Annotated in this window: 16 protein-coding genes and 2 tRNA genes; 10 read left to right on the top strand and 8 right to left on the bottom strand. The window is 69.0% G+C overall.

The features are described 5' to 3' along the window. Window positions 1-44 precede the first annotated feature (44 nt). The 3 genes from CVO96_RS00505 (at window position 45) to CVO96_RS00495 (ending at window position 2,090) form a co-directional block, all read left to right on the top strand. Window positions 45-1,223 carry a class I SAM-dependent rRNA methyltransferase gene (locus CVO96_RS00505; protein ID WP_103309150.1) on the top strand — a complete coding sequence of 393 codons (1,179 nt, stop codon included), beginning with the start codon at window positions 45-47 and terminating at the stop codon, window positions 1,221-1,223. 37 nt (window positions 1,224-1,260) lie between these two features. Next, window positions 1,261-1,935, top strand: a complete 675-nt coding sequence (locus CVO96_RS00500) for a TrmB family transcriptional regulator (protein ID WP_103309148.1) — start codon at window positions 1,261-1,263, stop codon at window positions 1,933-1,935. Between the two features lie 79 nt (window positions 1,936-2,014). Then, a tRNA-Ala gene (locus CVO96_RS00495) sits at window positions 2,015-2,090 on the top strand. A 315-nt stretch (window positions 2,091-2,405) separates the two neighbouring features. On the opposite strand, the gene CVO96_RS00490 is transcribed toward CVO96_RS00495, so the two are convergent. Then, the gene (locus CVO96_RS00490) at window positions 2,406-4,010 is read right to left on the bottom strand and encodes an NPCBM/NEW2 domain-containing protein (RefSeq protein ID WP_243398092.1); all 1,605 of its coding nucleotides are present in this window, start codon (window positions 4,008-4,010) and stop codon (window positions 2,406-2,408) included. Window positions 4,011-4,311: 301 nt separating this feature from the next. Here CVO96_RS00490 and CVO96_RS00485 point away from each other — a divergent pair. Continuing rightward, window positions 4,312-4,388, top strand: a tRNA-Met gene (locus CVO96_RS00485). A gap of 53 nt (window positions 4,389-4,441) precedes the next feature. Here the strand turns inward: CVO96_RS00485 and CVO96_RS00480 are convergent. The 3 genes from CVO96_RS00480 to CVO96_RS00470 all read right to left on the bottom strand — a co-directional run bounded on the left by CVO96_RS00480 (window position 4,442) and on the right by CVO96_RS00470 (window position 7,109). After that, window positions 4,442-5,203 (bottom strand): SDR family NAD(P)-dependent oxidoreductase, encoded by a 762-nt coding sequence (locus CVO96_RS00480; RefSeq protein ID WP_103309142.1) that lies wholly within the window; start codon window positions 5,201-5,203, stop codon window positions 4,442-4,444. 197 nt (window positions 5,204-5,400) lie between these two features. Then, entirely contained in the window at window positions 5,401-6,351 is a 951-nt protein-coding gene (locus CVO96_RS00475) for an electron transfer flavoprotein subunit alpha/FixB family protein (protein ID WP_103309139.1), read from the bottom strand. Next, window positions 6,348-7,109 carry an electron transfer flavoprotein subunit beta/FixA family protein gene (locus CVO96_RS00470; RefSeq protein ID WP_103309136.1) on the bottom strand — a complete coding sequence of 254 codons (762 nt, stop codon included), beginning with the start codon at window positions 7,107-7,109 and terminating at the stop codon, window positions 6,348-6,350. Before CVO96_RS00470 ends, CVO96_RS00475 begins: the two co-directional genes overlap by 4 nt. Before the next feature lie 243 nt (window positions 7,110-7,352). Here CVO96_RS00470 and CVO96_RS00465 point away from each other — a divergent pair, with 243 nt between their 5' ends. Beyond that, window positions 7,353-8,021, top strand: coding sequence for a hypothetical protein (locus CVO96_RS00465; protein ID WP_103309134.1), 669 nt, complete (start codon window positions 7,353-7,355; stop codon window positions 8,019-8,021). Here the strand turns inward: CVO96_RS00465 and CVO96_RS00460 are convergent. Then, window positions 8,018-8,440, bottom strand: a complete 423-nt coding sequence (locus CVO96_RS00460) for a carboxymuconolactone decarboxylase family protein (protein ID WP_103309132.1) — start codon at window positions 8,438-8,440, stop codon at window positions 8,018-8,020. The two genes, CVO96_RS00465 and CVO96_RS00460, sit on opposite strands and share 4 nt — an antisense overlap. A 253-nt stretch (window positions 8,441-8,693) precedes the next feature. Here CVO96_RS00460 and CVO96_RS00455 point away from each other — a divergent pair, with 253 nt between their 5' ends. Both CVO96_RS00455 and typA read left to right on the top strand, forming a co-directional pair. Beyond that, window positions 8,694-10,931: an ATP-dependent Clp protease ATP-binding subunit gene (locus CVO96_RS00455; RefSeq protein WP_103309130.1), complete on the top strand. Its 2,238-nt coding sequence runs from the start codon at window positions 8,694-8,696 to the stop codon at window positions 10,929-10,931. Between the two features lie 280 nt (window positions 10,932-11,211). Beyond that, the gene (typA, locus tag CVO96_RS00450; RefSeq protein ID WP_103309128.1) at window positions 11,212-12,993 is read left to right on the top strand and encodes a translational GTPase TypA; all 1,782 of its coding nucleotides are present in this window, start codon (window positions 11,212-11,214) and stop codon (window positions 12,991-12,993) included. A gap of 57 nt (window positions 12,994-13,050) precedes the next feature. Here the strand turns inward: typA and CVO96_RS00445 are convergent, their stop codons facing one another. Continuing rightward, window positions 13,051-13,476: a GNAT family N-acetyltransferase gene (locus CVO96_RS00445; protein WP_103309126.1), complete on the bottom strand. Its 426-nt coding sequence runs from the start codon at window positions 13,474-13,476 to the stop codon at window positions 13,051-13,053. Between the two features lie 108 nt (window positions 13,477-13,584). Here CVO96_RS00445 and CVO96_RS00440 point away from each other — a divergent pair, with 108 nt between their 5' ends. From CVO96_RS00440 to recQ, 3 genes are all read left to right on the top strand, one after another. Beyond that, window positions 13,585-14,115, top strand: a complete 531-nt coding sequence (locus CVO96_RS00440; RefSeq protein WP_103309124.1) for a GNAT family N-acetyltransferase — start codon at window positions 13,585-13,587, stop codon at window positions 14,113-14,115. 99 nt (window positions 14,116-14,214) lie between these two features. Beyond that, window positions 14,215-15,171 carry a hypothetical protein gene (locus CVO96_RS00435; RefSeq protein ID WP_243398091.1) on the top strand — a complete coding sequence of 319 codons (957 nt, stop codon included), beginning with the start codon at window positions 14,215-14,217 and terminating at the stop codon, window positions 15,169-15,171. 555 nt (window positions 15,172-15,726) lie between these two features. Then, complete coding sequence (gene recQ, locus CVO96_RS00430) at window positions 15,727-17,934, top strand: DNA helicase RecQ (protein WP_103309122.1); 2,208 nt, start codon at window positions 15,727-15,729, stop codon at window positions 17,932-17,934. Here the strand turns inward: recQ and CVO96_RS00425 are convergent. Then, complete coding sequence (locus CVO96_RS00425; RefSeq protein WP_103309120.1) at window positions 17,915-18,334, bottom strand: DUF1622 domain-containing protein; 420 nt, start codon at window positions 18,332-18,334, stop codon at window positions 17,915-17,917. The two genes, recQ and CVO96_RS00425, sit on opposite strands and share 20 nt — an antisense overlap. Before the next feature lie 48 nt (window positions 18,335-18,382). After that, window positions 18,383-19,177: a Cof-type HAD-IIB family hydrolase gene (locus CVO96_RS00420; RefSeq protein ID WP_103309118.1), complete on the bottom strand. Its 795-nt coding sequence runs from the start codon at window positions 19,175-19,177 to the stop codon at window positions 18,383-18,385. Between the last annotated feature and the right edge of the window lie 7 nt (window positions 19,178-19,184).

Here is a 19,184-nt window from a genome sequence, read left to right as displayed (position 1 = left end):
GCGCCGCCGCGTGGGCCGCAGGGACGCTCTGCTAGCCTGCCCCCATGAAGCGCCGCCCTACCGTCACCCTGAACCCGGCCGCCGTGAGGCGGATCACGGGCCGCTATCCCTTCGGCCACCGCGCCGACATCGCCAGCAGCGACCCCGGCATCGCGCCCGGCGAGGTGGTGGATGTCCGGGCGCCCACAGGCCCCGTGCTGGCGCGCGGCTACTTCAATCCGGAGGGCGCCACGCCCCTGCGGCTGCTGTCCTGGACGGGCGAGGAGATCGATCTGGCGTTCTACCGCCGGCGGGTGCGCGCGGCGCTGGATCGCCGGGCCGGGCAGATCCACGGCACCGACGCCCTGCGCGTGCTGCACGCCGAGGCCGACGGCCTGCCGGGAGTGGTGGCCGACCAGTTCGGCAGCGTGCTGAGCGTGCAGCTGCGGAATGCCGGCGTGGAGCGCCACAGAGGGCTGATCGTGCAGGCGCTGCGGGCCGAGACGGGCGCTGCCGCCGCCTTCGAGCGCAGCGACACGGGCGAGCGCCGCCGCGAGGGCCTGAACCTGACCACCGGCACCCTCTGGGGCGACGTCCCCGAGCGCGTGAGCTTCCACGAGGACGACCTGGAGCTGCATTTCGCGCCCATGGACGCCCAGAAGACCGGCTTTTTCCTCGATCAGCGCGACAACCGCCGCCTGATGCGGGGTCTGGTGAACGCCGGACACGGCTTTCTGGACGTGTATTCCTACACCGGGGGCTTCAGCCTGCACGCGGCCCGCGCGGGCGCCAGGGCGACCGCCGTGGACAAGGATCAGGTGGCGCTGGGGGCGCTGGAACAGGCCGCCCGCCTGAACGGCGTCAGCGTGGGCGTACGCTGGGGGGACGCCCTGGAGGTGCTGACCAGCCTGAGCCGCGAGAAGCGGCAGTTCCAGGCCGCCGTGCTCGATCCGCCCACGCTGGCCAAACGCCGCGACGACGTGCCGAACGCCAAGCGGGTGTTCACCGAGGGCGCGGCCCTGACGCTGGGCATGCTGGAACCCGGCGGCCACCTCCTGATCAGCACCTGCGCCCACTACATCCGGGTGGAAGACCTGCTCGACGCGGCCCGCGTGGCCGCCGCGACCGCCGGGTGCGACGCGGAGGTCACGCAGATCACCTACCAGCCGGCCGATCACCCACATCTGCTGAGCGTGCCCGAGAGCCTCTACCTGAAAAGCGTGCTGCTCAGAAAACGCGTGTGAATCGGGATCAGCCTTCATCGCTTATGCTAAGGAACACATGAGTGCTGTGATCCATCTTCAAGCGCTGGGCCTCACCGAATACGAGGCCCGCGCCTACACGGCGCTCCTCGCGCTCGGGCGGGCGGTGCCGGCCCGGGTCGCGCGTCAGGCGGGGATTCCGCGCCCCAAGATCTACGAGACCCTGGAACGACTGGAAGGGCGGGGCCTGGCCGCCAAGGTCGGTCAGAACCCCCTGGAATACGCGCCGCTGAGCGCCCGTGAATATCTGTCGCGGGCCCGCCGCTCCTTCGACGACCGGCTGGGCGCCCTGGAGCGCGATCTGACCCGGCTGGCCCCCGACCCGGCCCCCGAAGCCGTCTACCACCTCTACGGGGAAGCCGCCATCCGCAGTCTGTGTGAGGATCTGACCCTCAACGCCCGCCGCAGCCTGCATATGGCGGGCGACACGGCCCTTTCGGGTCGCCTGGAACGGCTGACCCCACGCGGCGTGGATCTGCATGTGAGCGCACTCGCGGATCTGCCCAGCATCGCGGCCCAGGGCCAGCGCGCCTTCCTGCTGGCCCGCGACGGCGAGGCCGCCGTCATCGCCCATTTCATCGACGAGACAGGCGTGGGCGAGGCGCACGGCGTCCACACCCACAACCCGGTCATCATCCACCTGATTGAGGGGTACGTGGGGCTGGCTGCCCGTCATGCCCAGGTCGCCCCCTGACCGGGTTGCGTGCCCTGTTGACAACTTAGGGGGGCGCTGTTAACCTAGCTGAGCCCGAAGAAAGGGCGCAGGAAAAAGAGGGGCTGTGGCGCAGCTGGGAGCGCGTCTGAATGGCATTCAGAAGGTCAGCGGTTCGATCCCGCTCAGCTCCACCAGAAGAAGAATGAACCCTGAGGGTAAGCCTCCGGGTTCGTTTTTTCATGTCAACTCTGTTCCCGACTTCGCACCTCGCTCGGGGAGGCGGCGGTTTGCGGAGGGTCTCCTCGTGAGTGCTCAGGTCGCCAGAACTGGTGAAGGGGAATCGGAGTCCCTGGATGCCCTCCACGGCCCCCGTCGGGCCTCAGAAGGCAGTCATGCCGCAGGAACCAGCTGGTCGACCTCTGCAGAAGGGAAAAGCTGACGCCGGCCCCCCAATGTGCGTGGGATGCCGGCGCTCGAATCTCCTGGAGAGTGTCTGGAGGCCACCTCGCTCAGGGCGTCGGCGTGGCCTTCCACCCGGTGGCGGTGGAGGTGCCTCCCGTGAACACGAAGCCCGTCCCGATCGCGCCCGCGACTCCCGAGGCCCGCGCCTGGGGCAGCGGACTCATGGGCGTCCAGGTGTTCTTTGCGGGGTCGTAGGCCGTCACGTCGGTCATGGGGACGTCGTGGCTGGTTTCGCCGCCGGCCACCACGATCCTCCCGGCCAGCAGGAAGGTCGAGTTGCCCATGTGGCTGCGGGCGCGGGGAAGCGGCGCCAGGGCACTCCAGGCGTCCGTGGCCGGGTCGTAGACATGCGCGGCAGCCTGGGTGACCAGCTTGGAGTCGTGCCCGACCTGCCCACCGATGGCGTAGATCCGGCCGCCGACCACCGCCGACGCCAGGTGGTGCCGGGGAAGGGGGAGCGGCGCCGCCGGTGTCCAGGCGCTGGTGCCCGCTTTTAGGACATAGTGGTCGCCCAGATCCCTGGTGCGCTCCGGATTCGTGCCCCCGAAGTAGTGCAGGTCGCCGTTCAGCTCCTCCAGCTGGCCGGCGGCGGTGTCGACCGGCAGATCCGGCAGACGGCTGTAGCTGCGGCCCGCCACGTTGTAGCGCCAGACGGCCCGCGTGCCGTACACCTGGGCCGTCCAGGCGCTGTTCGCCACATAGCCACCGGCGAAGAAGATGTCCGTGCCATCCGTGGTCATGCCCGCGTGGGTCATGCCCCGCCCGGGCACGGCGGGAAGGGGTGTCCAGGCGTCGGTGGCCGGGTCGTACACCTGCGCCCGGTCGGTCGGGGTGCAGCAGGGCTTGCGGCTGTCGAAGCCGCCGAACACGTAGAGCCGGCCGCCGACGACCTCGCCCTGGGCCTCGGAGACCCGGTCGGGCTGGGCGGCCACGGCGGCGTACGTGAACGCGCTCGGCGCGGGGGGCGGGGGGCTGACCCGGCAGTCCAGGGTCGCGGCGGCCCAGTCCGCGTGGTCGTAGGCGATCCCGTCGCCACCGTCGGTGACTGTCAGGGTCAGCTCCCTGACTCCGCTCAGCCTGACGGTCAGCCCCAGGGCTCTCTCGCCGCCCCGGCGAAGGCCGCTGTCGAACAGTCTGACGCCGTCTCCGGAGACCAGGAAGGCGGCGCTGCCCCGGTTGCCCACCTCATCGTCTATCCCAACCCTGGCCGTCAGCGACGTGCAGCGTCCGTCCAGCCGGTAGCGGATCTGGCCCTGGGCGTGCATCCCCAGGCCCCTGGCGAACGTCTCGCCCCCCACGCTCAGGGGTCGGCCGTCTCCTTTCCCCTGCTCGCCATTGCTGAGGTTCTTCTCTATAGGCCCCCAGCTGTTGCTGGCAGAGAGGGAAGGCAAGGTGTCCAGATCGTGCAGGCCACTGGGAACTGCGGCTGCCATGGGATCGGCGTCGCTCCAGGGGTGGGTCTTTCCGCCGGCATAGGGGTCGGTCGGCCCTGGCCCGGGGCCGCCGGAGGGGCCGGAACCGGGGTTTGCGGGCGATCCGCAGGCGCCCAGCAGGCCCGCGAGAGTGAGGGCGAGGGCCGCGCGGGCGATCCGGTTCGGCCTGCCTGTGCCGTGGCCGGACGCTCCTGATCCAGAGTCAGAGGGAGTGGTCATGGGTACCCCGAGGGTGCCGGTCGGGGCGTAAAACATTCGCTGCACGGGGCTTGAGCGAGTCTTCATCGCTGGGCCGTCCGGCTGCTGGACATATTGGGCTGGTCAGGCACCGTCCATGCTGGGGTGGCTAAAGCACCTGAACCGTGTGCTGGGGGCAAAACTCGCACGTGCGACCCAACTGCACCGCCGGGCCCGTGGCCTGTTCCGGATCCGGCAGGGGCCAGGGCTTGTGCGATTCGCCCTGAACCGTTACTCTGATGCGGCTCAGGGATTCGCCGCTGCCGCGGCGCCGGGCAGATCAGGCGATGTAGCTCAGCTGGTTAGAGCGAACGACTCATAATCGTTAGGTCCGCGGTTCAAGTCCGCGCATCGCCACCATCCAAGACAGACCCGCCTGACCGGCGGGTTTTCTCGTGTGCCTGTCGGCTGTCCTAGACCGGACGGCCCGCCATCATGAAGCTGGCCGTCATGCCGCCGTCGACCGGGAGGATGGCCCCGGTCACGAAACTGGCGGCGTCGCTGCCCAGGAAGTAGACCGCCTCGGCCACCTCCTGGGGTTGGCCCAGGCGGCGCAGGGCGTGCAGATCCTCGTAGTCCCGGCGGGTCTGGGCCGGATCGGTGCTGTCCTCGATCGACTGCAGCACGCCCTCGGTGGCGATCGCTCCGGGCGCCACGGCGTTCACCCGGATGCCGCGCGGCGCAAGATCCAGGCTCATCGCGCGGGTCAGGTTGACCAGCCCGCCCTTGCTGGCGTTATAGGCAGCGTTGCCCTGCTCGGCGAACAGGCCCTGCACGCTGGCCACGTTCACCACGGCGGCCCCGTGCGGCATCAGGTCGACCAGTTCACGCACCAGCAGCAGAGGCGCGCTGAGGTTCACCTCCAGGGTGCGCGCCCAGCCGCGTTCGCTGACCTCCAGCACGCCGCCGTGGGCGCCCTGGTAGGCGGCGTTGTTCACCAGCACCAGAACGCCCCCCGACTCGCGCGCCGCCTGGGCGATGCGCGCCCGGCCCCGCGCGGTGGTGATGTCCGCCTTCAGCCGGGCGTGGCCCCGCAGGACGGGCGGCAAGTTGAGATCCACGCTGATGACCCGCGCGCCTCGCCCGGCGTACAGCTCTGCGATGGCGCGGCCGATGCCACGGGCCGCGCCGGTCACGACGACCGTGGGGACAGACGGAGTGGGAGTGGTGGCCATGTCTCCAGTGTCGGACAGCCTTCCGGGATCGGCTTCGATTCACAACCCTGGGTGAATGCCCGGCCGGGCAGGGGCGATGTGGGGCTGGCACCGTGCGGTGTCCAAACAGTGGCAGCGTCCGGCACCCACTGAGCCGTCAGCAGAAGGGGGAGACGGCACGACGCCTCTCCCCCTCGGATCCGGGTCGCCGATCCGTGCTACTTCTTCGCCGCCTCGATCAGGGCCGGGACGATCTGGTTCAGGTCACCGACGATGCCGTAGTCCGCCACCTTGAAGATGGGCGCCTCGGCGTCCTTGTTGATGGCGATGATGTTCTTGCTCTTGCCCATGCCGCTCAAGTGCTGCACGGCGCCGCTGACCCCCAGGGCGATGTAGGCCCCCGGCTGCACGGTCTTGCCGGTCTGGCCAACCTGCTCGGCGTAGGGGCGCCAGCCGGCGTCCACCACGGCGCGCGTGGCCCCCACCCCCGCCCCGATGGCGTCGGCGAAGCCCTCGACGTAGGCCGCGAAGTTCTCCGGGCTGCCCACGCCGCGCCCGCCGGTCACGATCACGTCGGCTTCGGTCAGGGCCACGCGGCTGCTCTTCTCCACCGAGCGGCCGGTGATCTCCACGCGGGGGGCCGGCAGCTCCAGTTCCACGTCGTATTCCTCGCCGGCCTGGGCGGCGGGCGCGGCGGCCTGGAACGATCCCGGCTTGACGCTCACGACCACGACCGGCCCCTCGGCCTCCACGGTCTCGGTGACGCGCGCCAGGTAGGTGTAGCGCTGCGCCCGCAGGGCCGCGCCCTCGCTGCTCAGGCTGATGGCGTCTTCCAGATAGGGCGCGCCCAGCTTGACTGCCACGCGCGGGGCGAATTCGCGGCCGCTGCGGCTGCCACCGATGATCACGGTGTTCGCCTCGCCCTCCTGGGCGATCTGCGCGGCGGCGGCGGCCCAGAGTTCGGCGTTGTAGGTCGCCAGCGCGGGCAGATCCGCCACCAGCACCTGATCGGCGACGGCCGCCGCCTCCTTCGCCACGGCGCCGATGCCCTGGCCCAGCACCAGAAGGGTTACGGGGCCCTCACGGCCGGAGGCACGGGCCGCGGTGACCATCTCCAGGGTCGATTTGGCGAGCGAGCCGCCACTGTGTTCAGCCACAATCAGGATCATGCGAGCACCTTCGCTTCGTTTCTCAGGAGGTTCAGCAGTTCGGCGGCAGCGGCCTGGGGATCCTTGCCGTCGATCATGTGGTTGCGCCGCGCCCGCGTCTGGATCTCGGCCCCCACGAGCCTCACCGCGCTCTGGGAGGGATAGCTCGCCGGGTCGTCCTTGCGGAGTTCCTTCTTCTTGGCCTTCATGATGTTGGGCAAGGTCGGGTAGCGCGGCTCGTTGAGGCCCTGCTGGGTGGTCACGACCGCCGGCAGGCTGGCGCGGAAGCTCTCGTTGCCGTCGTCCACGTCGTGGCGGCCGCTCAGGGTGTCGCCCTCGACCTTCAGTTCGTTCGTCCAGGTGAGCTGCGGCCAGCCCAGGCGCTCGGCCGTGGCCGCGCCCAGCGCCTGCGAGTCCCAGTCGGCCTCCTGGCCGCCCACCAGAATGAGGCCGGCGCCCTCCTGCTGGGCCACCTGGGCCACCATGGCGCTCAGCGACACGGCGTCGTAGCGGGCGTCCGTCTCGATGTGGATGGCACGGTCGACGCCCATCGCCAGGGCCGTCCGCAGGGCGTCCTCGTTGCGTTTGGGGCCGATGGCCAGCGCAATGATCTCCTCGACCTGGGCGCCGCCCTCACGCAGCCGCAGGGCTTCCTCGACCCCGTACTCGTCCATGCCGTCGATCACGACGGTGGTGCCGTCCAGATCGACCGTCTGACCTTGAATCTTGATCCGCGCTTCCGCGTCGGGAACTTGTCTTACGAGCGTCAATATTTTCATCGGGCCTCCGTGGGTGACAGATAGGGAACAGGTCGGTCGCGGTCACCTCAGCATGACAAATTATACCGAGTACAAGTTTAGCAGACCATTCACTTCGCGCCGAGTAGGTGACTGGGCAACCCTGCTCGGCCCCCAGAATCTGACGAACCGGTGAGAATTGACCACCAGATCATAAAAAACGTGCCAACCCGCCTCGCCACGTTTCTCATCTGCGGCGCTCGGTGGGCAGCGCATAGTCCAGGCATGAAGAGACTCATTGCCATGACTGCCCTCGTGACCGCCGCGACCGCCGGGGCACAGACCATCGAACTCGGCCTGACCGGCGGCTATGCCAACGGCCTGAGCGGTGAAGTGTTCGTCCACTCGCCCAACGTGATTGGCCCGGTCGGCGTGAAGGTCGGCGTGGCCTACACCCGCCCCGTGGACGCGATCCGTGACAGCAGCGATCTCGGTCTGGGCACCTTTGCGGATGCCAAACGGCCCACCTCAGCCGGCGGATTGGATGCCAAGGAATATGGCAGCCATACGGTCGTCTCCCTGGACGCCACCTATGGCCTCGGAGAAATTGCGCCGGGGATCGATACTCTGGTGTACGCTGGTGGCCGCTACGGGATGTTTAAGAGCACCGAGGACTACGGCTCGAACAAATCGACCTACTCGGCCAATGCTTTCGGTATCGGCTTCGGTTCGATGGCCAGCTATGCCCTGACGGGCAATCTGAGCTTGGTTGGCGATCTGGGCTTCGACTACTTCTTCAACTCCAATATCAACCAGGTCAACACTCTGGCCACTGGTGGCACGAACACCGCCACCTACGAAACGAGTGACGCTGACTACAAGACCTACAGCGACCGCTTTGTTCGCCCAGGCACGGCTTTCAAGGCCCGCCTCGGCGTGAAGTACACCTTCTAAAGCTCCACCTCTTCAGGGTGAACCGGCGGACTGGCTGGTTCACCCTTTTTGTGGTCTGTTCCTGCGTGCAGGTGGACTCGCAACTGTTCGAAGCCGGCCACGGTTCGGGGAAAGCCCAGATACGGGATGCACATCAGCAGCGCGCTCCTGAGTTCGGCCTCCGTGGCCCCGGCGTTCAGGGCGCCGCGCAGGTGGGTTCGCAGCTCCGGCGGACTGCCCAGCGAGACCAGCAGGGCGCAGGCGATCAGCTCCTTGGTCTTCAGGTCGAGGCCCGGGTGGTCGTATACGGTGTCGTAGGCGAAGTCACGGATGTAGGCGGCCAGGTCGTCGTCCAGCCCCTCCAGCCGCTTCAGGATGCGGGCCTGCTGGTCGCCGAAGATGATGTCTCTGGCCGGTGGTGAGGAGGGTTCGTTGCTCATGCGGTCAATGTAAGGGCTCCCGAAAGATGGGCGTCAGGCCCGGCTCGCTACAGTGGATTCGGGAGGGGCCTGTGCCGCAGGGGTCGTGGAGAACGTGAGTTTGGATGCGCCGTGACCTGCGCCCTGGCGATACTCTAGACTGAATGGAGTCCGTACATCCCGCCCGCAGTTCCGATCTGCAGCGTCTCAAGGCCCGCCCCGATTCCTGTCAGCCCCGCGCTTCTACCTGCGCTTCCGCCATTGGGGGTTCCCCATGAACAGATATGACGACCGCGCCCGCCTGGTTTTTCACTACGCAAGAGAAGAGGGAAACCGGCTGGGCCACGCGATGGTGGGGCCAGAGCACCTGCTGCTGGGCCTGATGCGCGAGGGCGGCACCGCCGCGACCATCCTGACCGAGTTCGGCGCCAGTCTGGACGGCCTGCGCCGCCGGGTCGAGGAGATCATCGGCCGGGGCGAGGGCAACCGCCTGAACGACGCCCCCAGCATTACGCCGCGGGCCCGCCGGGTCATGGAACTGGCCTCGGCCGAGGCGAGAAGCCTGGGCGCCCAGGTCACCTCGACCGAACACATCCTGCTGGGCATCATCCGCGAGGGCGACGGCGTGGCCTTCCGGATCCTGCAGGAGCTGACCAAGGATGTGGACACCATCCGCTGGCGCATCCTGGCGCAGGGCGAGGGCAGCGGCAGCAAGCCCGCCAAGCCGGTCGCCACGCCCTTTCTGGACGAGTACGGCCGCGACCTGACCAAGTGGGCGCGCGAGGGCAAGCTCGACCCCGTGATCGGCCGTTCCGAGGAAATCCGCCGCGTGACCCAGATCCTCACCCGCCGCACCAAGAACAACCCGGTGCTCATCGGCGATCCGGGCGTGGGCAAGACGGCCATCGTCGAGGGGCTGGCCCTGGCGATCTTCGAGAAGCGCACGCCGCCCAACCTGCACGGCGTCCGGCTGGTCAGCCTGGATCTTTCGGGCGTGGTCGCGGGCACCAAGTACCGGGGCGAGTTCGAGGAGCGGCTGCGCCAGATCATCGAGGAACTGCGCAACGCCAAGGTGATCGCCTTCATCGACGAGCTGCACACCCTGGTCGGGGCCGGCGGCGCCGAGGGCACGCTGGACGCCGCGAACATCCTCAAGCCGGCGCTCTCGCGCGGTGAGATCCAGGTCATCGGCGCGACCACCACGGGCGAGTACCACCGCTACATCGAAAAGGACGCCGCCCTGGAACGCCGCTTCCAGCCGGTCATCGTGCTGGAGCCCAGCCCCGCAGAGACCCTGCAGATCCTGCGCGGCCTGCGCCCCAAGTACGAGGAGCACCACGGCGTGCAGATTCCGGATCAGGCGCTGGAACTGGCCGTGCGGATCGGTGAGCGCTCCCTGCCCGGCCGCAACTTCCCCGACAAGGCCATCGACCTGATCGACGAGGCGGCCAGCCGCGTGCGTCTGAACATGAGCGTCGGCCTGCCGGTCTCCGAGAACGACGACGGCGAACCGATGGTCACCCGCGAGGACATGGAGGCTGTGATCAACTCCATGGGCGGCATCTACTCTGAAGAGACGGCCACCCAACTGGCCGACCTCGACAAGGAACTGCAGGATCAGGTGTACGGCCAGCCCGACGCCATCAAGGCGCTCAGCTCGGCCCTGCGCCGCGCCCGCGTGGGCCTGGGCGGGCGCACCCGCGTGGCCGCCAGCTTCCTGTTCGTGGGGCCCAGCGGGGTCGGCAAGACCTTCCTGGCCAAGGCCCTGGCCCGCAGCCTCTTCGGCTCGGAGCGCGCCCTGATCCGCGTGGACATGAGCGAGTTCCAGGAAAGCCACTCGGTGAGCAAGCTGATCGGCTCGCCTCCCGGCTACGTGGGCTACGAGCAGGGCGGCCGACTGACCGAGGCCGTGCGCCGCCAGCCCTTCTCGGTGATCCTGCTCGACGAGATCGAGAAGGCCCACCCGGACGTCTACAACACCTTCCTGCAGGTGCTCGACGACGGCCGCCTCACCGACGGTCTGGGCCGCACCGTGGACTTCCGCCGCACCATCCTGATCATGACCAGCAACACCGGCTTCAACGTGGGCCCGACCGTGGGCTTCTCGCCGGTCACGCCCGACAACAACGCGCCGCTGCGCAACATCTTCACCCCGGAATTCCTCGACCGGCTGGACGAGGTGATCCGCTTCAAGTCGCTGGGCGAGGAGGAACTGGTGCGCGTGGCCCAGCAGCTCATGGGCGAGATGCGCGAGGAGCTGGCGAGCCGCGAGCTGACCGTGACCTTCGATCCGGCCATCGCCTCCTGGCTGGTGGGCAAGCTCAAGGCCCGTGGCCCCAAGCACGCGGTCGGCAGCACCCGCCAGCTCCGCACCCTGGTGCGCGAGGAGATCGAGGACGGCCTGGCCCTGGAGCTGATCGGCAACGAGGGCGAGGAAGTGCGCGTGGTGCTGGGCGACGACGGCGTGCAGTTCGAACGCGGTCAGCCGGCTCCGCCGCAGATCCTGGCCTGAGGCTCGCCCGCTGAGGTGACCACCGGATTTAAACCCGGTGGTTTTCAGTTGCAGGGGTTGCGACGGGAACGCTGGCGGAGCCGGTCGGCGGCTCCCCGTGGGCAGGGCCGCCAGACCGGCCCCCACGTCAGATCGTTCGGGATGTGCTAAAATCTCCGTTTGGGTGACCCGCCCCGAGTCGTGTGGCGGGCTTTTTCATGCCTAACAGTGCAGATGGACAGAGCAGATGGCTGATAGCAGAGCGCTGAAAGCTGAATGCTCCAGACAAGGGAGCTGAACTATGGAATACCGGAACATCGCGATCATCGCACACGTCGACCACGGCAAGACCACGCTGGTGGACGCGCTGCTGCGTCAGACCCTGAAGCTCGGCCACGGTGAGGAGATCACCGAGCGCGCCATGGACTCCAACGATCTGGAAAAAGAGCGCGGGATCACCATCCTGGCGAAGAACACGGCCGTGGAGTACCAGGGCATCAAGATCAACATCGTGGACACCCCCGGCCACGCCGACTTCGGCGGCGAGGTCGAGCGCGTGCTGGGCATGGTCAACGGTTGCCTGGTGCTGGTGGACGCCGCTGAGGGGCCCATGCCCCAGACCCGCTTCGTGCTGCGCAAGGCCATCGAGCTGGGCCTCAAGCCCATCGTGGTCATCAACAAGATCGACCGCCAGGACGCCCGTCCGGAAGAGGTCGTCAACCTGACCTTCGACCTGATGGCCGAACTGGGCGCAAGTGACGACCAGCTCGACTTCCCGATCCTCTACGCCATCGCCCGCGAGGGCAAGGCCTTCAAGGAACTCGACAAGCCCCAGGACGACATGCACGAGCTGTTCGACATGGTGCTGGAGCACATCCCCGCGCCGGCTGCCGATCTGGACGCTCCCTTCCAGATGCTGGTCACGAACCTGGACTACTCCGAGTACATGGGCCGCATCGTGCTGGGGCGCATCCAGCGCGGCACCGTCAAGAAGGGCGACTTCGTGCAGCTGATCCACAAGGACGGCACCATGACCAAGTCGCGGATCGTGCAGCCCTACACGCATATGGGCCTGCGCCGGATCGAGGTCGATCAGGTCAGCGCCGGCGACATCGTGGCGCTGGCCGGGGTCGAGGACGCCCAGATCGGCGAGACCGTGGCCGACCTGGCCGATCCCGAGGCGCTGCCCATCATCACCGTGGACGAGCCCACCGTGTCGATGATCTTCCAGCCGAATACCAGCCCGTTTGCGGGCAAGGACGGCAAATACGTCACCTCGCGCCACCTGAATGACCGCCTGAAGAAGGAAGTCATGACCAACGTGTCGCTGAAGGTCGAGGAGATCCGCCCCGACGAGTTCAAGGTCTCCGGGCGCGGCGAGCTTCACCTCTCGATCCTGCTGGAAACCATGCGCCGCGAGGGCTACGAGGTGCAGGTCGGCGCCCCGCAGGTCATCATCCGCGAGATCGACGGCGAGAAGCACGAGCCCCTCGAGCACCTCGTGCTCGACATGCCCGAGTCGCTGTCCAGCGCCGTGATCGGCGTGCTGGGCTCGCGCAAGGGCCAGATGGTGAACATGGAGCCCCAGGGCAGCCGCGTGCGCGTGGAGTTCAAGATCCCCAGCCGCGCCCTGTTCGGCTTCCGCACCCAGTTCCTGACCATGACCCAGGGCGAGGGCATCATGAGCCACATCTTCGACGGCTACGCCCCCTGGGCCGGCGAGATCAAGAGCCGCCAGAACGGCTCGCTGGTCTCCATGGAAGACGGCCCGGCCTTCGCCTACTCGATCTGGAAGCTGCAGGATCGCGGCAACTTCTTCATCGACGCCGGCGCGGAAGTGTACGTGGGCATGATCGTGGGCGAGAACGCCCGCGAGCAGGACATGAACGTCAACGTCTGCAAGAACAAGAAGCTCACGAACGTGCGCTCCAGCGGCGCCGACGACGCCCTGACCCTGATCCCGCCCCGCAAGCTGAGTCTGGAAGACGCCCTGGAGTACATCTCCGAGGACGAGCTGGTCGAGCTGACCCCGCACTCCATCCGCCTGCGGAAGAAAGTGCTGAACCCCAGCTTCCGCAAATAAGCGGAAGGGAGACCGACCGGCCGGGAGCGTGTGCTTCCGGCCGGTTCTCCTGTCGGGTCAGCGTCCGTTCTGCCGCGAGTCCTTCCGCCGGATCATGGCGTTCCCTCGCACCATGCCCAGGCGCTCGTAAAAGGGCACCAGCTCGTCGTCGCAGGCGGAGTCGATCATGTACAGATCGCCCAGCGCGGTGATCACCAGCTCGACCAGCCGGGACGCGACGCCCTGGCCCCGCCACTCGGGAAGCACCTCCAGCAGCGGCAGGTAGGCGCTCAGCACGCCGTCGCTCAGGGCGGTCACGAAACCCACCACCTGACCGCCCGGTAGCCGGGCCAGGGCGCGGGCCTGCGAGCCGCGCAGGATTTTCAGGTGGGTGTCCGGACGCGGCGGGTGGGGCCAGCCCTCGAAGAAGCCCTGCAGGTGGTCGGGCGTCACGCCGTGCAGGAAGGTCTGGAAGGTCAGTGCATGAGGGGAATGGGAAGCCATGTTCCCTGATTGTCTCTCTCTGGTTCCTGGGGGCGAATCGGCAGGATGGCTCAGCGTGCCGTCACGGGCCGGCCTTGCATGGCTGATCGCGATCCCTTACGGTGCGCCATGTCGTCCGCCCTGTCCAGCGCTCCGGTCATCCGCCCTGCCACCCGTGCGGACGTACCCGCCATCCTGGAGATCTACAACCACGCCGTACTGCACACCACCGCCTCGTACGACCTGGAGCCGGTGAGTCTGGAGTCGCGGCTGGAGTGGTTCGGGCACAAGCAGGAGGGCGGCTGGCCGGTGCTGGTCAGTATCCTGGATCAGGAGGTCACCGGCTGGGCCACCTTCGGCCCCTTCCGCGAGAAGCCCGGCTACCGCTTCACGGCCGAGCATTCGGTCTACGTCCGCGACGGGTGGCGGGGCCAGGGCCTGGGGCGGGCGCTGCTGGAGGCGCTGATCGCCCAGGCCCGCACCCGTGGTCTGCACACCCTGATCGGCGGGGTAGACGCCGAGAACGCCGGCAGCCTGCGCTTCCATGAGGCGCTGGGCTTCGTGCAGGTCGCGCACTTTCGGCAGGTCGGGCACAAGTTCGGCCGCTGGCTCGATCTGGTGTTCCTGCAGTTGACGCTGAAGGCCGACCCAGAGTCGTGAAGGCGCCCGGCCTCGCCGGGAACTGTGGGCGGCCCGGCCCCGTATTCCGGGCATGGCACCACCGATCGCCACGGATGACCCCGGCAGGACGCGCCGCTCATGATCCCTGACCTGTCCTTCCTGCTCGGGCCTCTGGACTGGATCGTGCACCCACTGGCCGGGGTCGCGCTGGCGCATTTCGCGTCCGTGATCTTCACGCGCCGGGGGAAGCAGCCGGCCTACGTGGCCCACGCGTCCGGGATTCTGGCGCTGCTGGCCGTGCTGGGCGCCACGTGGGTGGTGCATCCGGCGGCGGGGATGCTGCTGGGCGCCTTCGCCTCGCGGGCCTTCAGGCGCCGCCGCGACGACCGGCCGGCCCTGGTCGCCGTGCTGCTCAGCGCTGGCCTGTTCATGCTGATGGGCGCCGGCTGGGTGATCTTCCCGCTGGCCGTGATGGCGATGCTGGCGCTGATGGGCGGGATGATGGCCGCCGGTCGCCGGGACGCCGCCGAACGGGGCGAGGGGACGCCGGTTCAGGCGCTGCCCCGGCAGGCCGGGGGGTTGCCGCTGGGGACGTTCGGCGCCGAGCCAGAGCCGGTGCCCGTGGCGCAGAGGGTTGCCCAGGCCAGCGCGGCCCAGCCCAGTTCAGCCCAGTCCAGCCCCGTACAATCTCAGACCGACCCCTTCACCGCCCTGCAACTCGATGCCCGCCTGCCCGGCGAGGTGCGCGCCCAGCTGGTGGCCCTCGACCTGCGGACGCGGGAGGCGCTGACCCACCTGAAGGCCCAGGGCCAGGGCGGCAGCGAGGCCGAGTATCTGGCCCGCACGATCCGCGAACAGTACGCGCCGGACTCGGTGGGCGCCTATCTCAAGCTGCCGCGCACCCGCGCGGACGTGACCCCCATCGAGGGGGGCAAGACGGGCAAGGATCTGCTCATGGAACAGCTTGACCTGCTGCTCACGGCCGTGCAGGACATCCTCGACCGCACCCTGAGGAGCGGTGGCCAGGAGCTGCTGACCCACCAGCGCTTTCTGGAGGACAAATTCCGGAAGGTCAAGCCCGATCTGGACGTGTAGAGAGTGGACGGGTGATGAATGATCGTCGATGGATGAGTGGCCCGGGGCGGCCATCGGCGTCACGGGGCCGCAGGTCGCCGGCAGGACTACTGCAAAGTCTGCGAAGTGGTAAGTAGGCATACGCTTCGGATGACCTCGCTGCTGTGCAGCTGTGCGAGTACCTCCCCTCAAGACGCTTGATGTGAAATGCGAACGGAGTCGTCCGGGTCACTGCCTTTTCTCCCTCCCTCCGTGTGGGGGAGGGCTGGGGAGGGGGGTGGCGGGCGAAGCTCGCCCTCGTACTGGACGCTCATTTCCCATCCCGTGTCCGATGCCGGTTCTTCTCATTTCACATCGGGCGCTCAAGGTGAGGCAAGTGGATCCCTGGCTCCCCTTGCCTTGCAGAGCCCGCAGGGAGGGGAGCTGGCACCGGAGGTGACTGACTGGAACAGCTGCGGAGTAGTGGGTTCGCCCCCAGCCCAGGCATAAAGGACAGAGCCTGCGACTTTGCGGTTGCCCTGAGGTCGCCCCCTGACCGGGTTACGTCCTGCACGTAACGCGCTATGCTCAGGGGTGATGACCGTCGCCCCCCGTTCAGTGACCCCTCCAGGGACGAGCCCAGTCACCCGCCAGGCGCTGTCGCTCCTGAAGTCCGTCTGGGGTTACGACGCCTTCCGGGGCGTGCAGGAAGACATCGTCACCACAGTGGTGGACGGCGGCAACGCGCTGGTGCTGATGCCCACCGGCGGCGGCAAGAGCCTGTGCTACCAGCTCCCCAGCCTGCTGCGGCCCGGCGTGGGGCTGGTCGTCTCACCATTGATCGCGCTGATGAAGGATCAGGTGGACACCCTGAAGGCGCTCGGCGTGCGGGCCGCCTTCCTGAACTCCAGCCTGTCGCTGCCCGAGACGCGCGAGGTCGAGGCCGCGCTGATGGCCGGCGACCTCGACCTGCTGTACGTGGCGCCTGAACGTCTGCTGCTGCCGCGCACGCTGGAGCTGCTCTCGCGGGTACAGGTCGCGCTGTTCGCCATCGACGAGGCGCACTGCGTCTCCCAGTGGGGCCACGACTTCCGGCCCGAGTACCAGGGGCTGCGCGCGTTGCCCGAGCGCTTCCCCGACATCCCGCGCGTGGCCCTGACCGCCACCGCCGACGACCGCACCCGCGCCGATATCCTCAGCGTGCTCTCGCTGCACGGGGCGCCGCAGTTCGTGTCCAGCTTCGACCGCCCCAACATCCAGTACCGGGTGGCGAACAAGGAAGGCCCCAAGACCCAGCTGCTCGACTTCATCCGGGCCGAGCACCCGGGCGACGCGGGCATCGTCTACTGCCTGTCGCGCAAGTCGGTCGAGGAGACGGCGAAGTGGCTGGTGGCCCAGGGCATCGACGCCGTGCCCTACCACGCCGGGCTGCCGCCGCGTGAGCGCTCCATGGCGCAAGACCGCTTCCTGAACGAGGAGGGGCTGGTCGTGGTCGCCACGGTGGCCTTCGGCATGGGCATCGACAAGCCCAACGTGCGCTTCGTGGCCCACCTGGATCTGCCCAAGAGCATGGAGGGCTACTACCAGGAGACCGGCCGCGCCGGGCGCGACGGCCTGCCCAGCACCGCCTGGATGGTGTACGGCCTGGCCGACGTGGTGAACGTGCGCCGGATGCTGGCCTCCTCCGACGCTCCCGAGGAGGTCAAGCGCATGGAGGCCGGCAAGCTGGACGCCCTGCTGACCTACTGCGAGGCGGGGACGTGCCGCCGCCAGGTGCTGCTCTCGTATTTCGGGGAAGACCTGCCGGAGCCCTGCGGCAACTGCGACACCTGCCTGCAGCCCCCGAGCGTGCGCGACATGACCCGCGAGGCGCAGATGGCGCTCTCGGCCGCCATCCGCACCGGCAACCGCTTCGGCGCCGCCCACCTGACCGACGTGCTGATGGGCCACGCGACCGAGAAGGTGATCTCGATGGGGCACCACCACCTGCCCACCTACGGGGTCGGCAAGGGCCACGACGAGAAGACCTGGCGCGGGGTGCTGCGCCAGCTCGTCAGCCTGGGCTACCTCGCGGCCGGTGAGCATCACGGCCTCATGGCGACCGGCAAGGCGCGCGGGCTCCTCAGGGGCGAGACGACCCTGCTGCTGCGCGAGGACACCCTGCAGCCCCGCGCCAGTAAACGCGAGCGCGACCGCTCGGCCCGCCCCGGCCGGGTGCCGGTGGAGGCCCAGGACGCCCCGCTGTTCGAGGCCCTGCGCGCCTGGCGGCTGGGCAAGGCCCGTGAGCTGGCCGTGCCGCCCTACGTGATCTTCACCGACGCCTCGCTGAAGGTGATCGCGGAGCTGCGCCCCGGCAGCCACGCCACGCTGGGCACCGTGCCCGGCGTGGGCGTGCGCAAACTGGCCGACTTCGGCGACGAGGTGCTGGGCCTCGTGCAGCAGCACGGCGGCGAGTCCCGTGCCGCCCGGCCGGTTCCGGCGCCGGCCGAGCGGGGAGCCCGCGAAAACAGCGTGCTGCTGGGGCTGCTGAAGCCGAAGCCCACCGCGCTTCCCCTGCTGGACGACGCCGGAGCGGGCGAACCCCACCCCGGCGTCGCGGAGGCCCTGCGGGAGCTGCGCCGCGAGCTGTCCAGGGAGAGCGGCCACAGCGCCTTCGTGGTGTTCCCGAACGCGGCGCTGGAGGCGCTCGCCGCCCGGCAGCCGCGCAGTCTGGAGGCCCTGCAGGGGGTGCCGGGCCTGGGGCCCAAGCGCATCGAGGCCTACGGTGAGCGGATCGTGCAGACGATCAACGCGGCGCTGGCGTAGCGCCCTCTCCCGGCGGCCCCGCCGCGCGCGCCGTGTGGCGGTCGTGGGCCTCGATCTCCCGCTGCAGGAAGTAGTTCAGGGCGGTGCGGATCAGGGCGATGGCGCCGAGCTGCCCGATGTCCTGCCAGGTGGGCGCGATGGCGGTCTGCAGGATGTCGGCGGCCAGCAGGAATTCCAGCGACACGGCCAGCCAGCGGCCCAGCCGCAGCCGCAGCGTCTGCTTGTCGTTGTCGGTGTCGCCGCCCCGGCCCGTCACGGCGCGCAGGCTCAGCCACAGCGCCTGCAGGATCGCGCCCCCCACGATCACGGCGGCCCCGAGTTCGGCGACCGTGGCGACCCCCTCGGCCAGCAGGCCCACCACGCCGCGCAGCGACTCCAGGGGCAGCGGGGTCTCAGGCATGGGCGGGCGGCCTCACAGCGTCGGCGCCCCTCACAGCGTCAGCGCCTCTCACAGCGTCAGGGCGAGTTCCACGGCCTCGCGCAGCCCGCCGGCATCCACGTGCCCGACCGTGTGGCGCGCCGCCGCGCGGGCCAGGGGCTCGGCGTTGCCCATCGCCACCCCGTGCCCCACCACGCGCATGGCGGCCACATCGTTCTCGCCGTCGCCGACCATCATCACCCGGCCCATCTCCAGGCCGTACTGCGCGGCGACCCGGCGCACGGCGGCGCCCTTGTCCACCCCGGCGCGCGTGACCGAGACGAACATCACGTCGGGCATGGCCGGGCTGCCGGCGGGATGCAGTGAGAGCCCGTCGTGCGGCTCGGCCATGATCTCCGGCTGCTGCGCCAGCGGCACCACCCACTGGGCGCGCACGCGCGTGCCCACCAGCGATTCCGGCGTGCGTGGGTCGTAGGGCAGGCCCAGCAGCGCGGCGTGCCGCTCGGCCAGGTCGCCGGGGTGGGTGACCCCGTACTCGGTGTCGGTGTAGACCTCCAGCAGCCGGCCGGTCTGCCGGGCATGGGCCAGCAACACTTCCTCGGCCCCGTCCGGCAGGGGCTCCGACAGACTCTCGCCGCTCTGCACGTTCACGATGCTGGCGCCGTTCTGGAAGACGTGCCAGCCGTCGGCGTCCAGGCGCCGGGCATAGGCCAGCGCGTGGCCGACCGCCGGGCGCCCGGAGCACAGCGCGATCCGCACCCCGCGTGCGCGGGCGTCGGCCAGGGCGGCCCAGACATCGTCGCGCACGGTGTTCCCACTGCCTATCAGGGTGCCATCCACATCCACACAGATCAGACCAAGCATGCGGCGC

This window comes from Deinococcus koreensis, from assembly GCF_002901445.1.
GTDB lineage: Bacteria > Deinococcota > Deinococci > Deinococcales > Deinococcaceae > Deinococcus > Deinococcus koreensis.
The sequence above is the reverse complement of the archived record's forward strand: the minus strand, read 5'-3'. Positions and strand labels throughout refer to the sequence as shown.